This is a genomic window from Enterobacter sp. CGMCC 5087, from assembly GCF_003144775.1.
GTDB classification, from domain to species: domain Bacteria; phylum Pseudomonadota; class Gammaproteobacteria; order Enterobacterales; family Enterobacteriaceae; genus Enterobacter; species Enterobacter cloacae_M.
Genome location: NZ_QFXN01000367.1, coordinates 1 through 630, shown reverse-complemented (window position 1 = coordinate 630; position 630 = coordinate 1). Strand labels below are relative to the sequence as shown.

General features: G+C 54.6%; 1 rRNA gene. It reads right to left on the bottom strand.

Features of this window, described 5'->3' with window-relative positions:
- Positions 1-630, bottom strand: a 23S ribosomal RNA gene (locus DEO48_RS26445); the annotation flags it as partial.

The window sequence follows — 630 nt, the reverse complement described above, 5'->3', positions numbered from 1 at the left end:
GTCAGGGAGAACTCATCTCGGGGCAAGTTTCGTGCTTAGATGCTTTCAGCACTTATCTTTTCCGCATTTAGCTACCGGGCAGTGCCATTGGCATGACAACCCGAACACCAGTGATGCGTCCACTCCGGTCCTCTCGTACTAGGAGCAGCCCCCCTCAATTCTCCAGCGCCCACGGCAGATAGGGACCGAACTGTCTCACGACGTTCTAAACCCAGCTCGCGTACCACTTTAAATGGCGAACAGCCATACCCTTGGGACCTACTTCAGCCCCAGGATGTGATGAGCCGACATCGAGGTGCCAAACACCGCCGTCGATATGAACTCTTGGGCGGTATCAGCCTGTTATCCCCGGAGTACCTTTTATCCGTTGAGCGATGGCCCTTCCATTCAGAACCACCGGATCACTATGACCTGCTTTCGCACCTGCTCGAGCCGTCACTCTCGCAGTCAAGCTAGCTTATGCCATTGCACTAACCTCCTGATGTCCGACCAGGATTAGCTAACCTTCGTGCTCCTCCGTTACTCTTTGGGAGGAGACCGCCCCAGTCAAACTACCCACCAGACACTGTCCGCAACCCGGATCACGGGTCTACGTTAGAACACCAGCCATTAAAGGGTGGTATTTCAAGG